Here is a 513-nt window from a genome sequence, read left to right as displayed (position 1 = left end):
CAGAAGTCCCGGATGTAACAGACTGATATCATTAACCAATGATTCATTCTCAAGGGGTTTCATACCCACTTTTGTGCCATTGGTTAAAATGTCGGCGGAAGTCAGGGCTTCAGCAAAGGCTTGCTGATCGGCGAGATCGGTGACCGTGACGACACAATCGGTGTTTTCATTAACCCGCTGCGCGAAGGCGAGGGCTTTATCGAAGAACTCATCCCGACGGTTCACGGGTTTAATTTCTTTTAAACCTTCAATTGCCCCCTGCGCGCCAATTGCCGTTGAGGCACCACCGGCCCCTAACAGCACCATCGTTTTGCCTTTGATATCAAAACCGCTCTCTTTAATGGCGCGAATATGGCCCGTGCCGTCGGTGTTATAGCCACGCAGATAGCCATCATCATTAACGATGGTGTTGATGGCCCCCACCAGTTTGGCAGCTGGTGTTAATTCATCAACATATTCACACGCCAGTTGTTTGTTCGGCATCGATACACCAGTTCCGCGCATTTTGAGGGC

At 50.1% G+C, this 513-nt stretch carries 1 protein-coding gene; it reads right to left on the bottom strand.

Features of this window, described 5'->3' with window-relative positions:
* Positions 1–504, bottom strand: a 504-nt coding sequence (gene ydiB, locus K0039_RS24935; protein WP_228106813.1) for a quinate/shikimate dehydrogenase, incomplete at its 3' end; no start/stop codon positions are given.
* Between the last annotated feature and the right edge of the window lie 9 nt (positions 505–513).

Source organism: Terrisporobacter mayombei, from assembly GCF_020748465.1.
In the GTDB taxonomy this organism is placed as follows: Bacteria; Bacillota; Clostridia; order Peptostreptococcales; family Peptostreptococcaceae; genus Terrisporobacter; species Terrisporobacter mayombei.
Note: the sequence above shows the minus strand (reverse complement) of the source record. Positions and strands in the feature narration are given on the sequence as shown.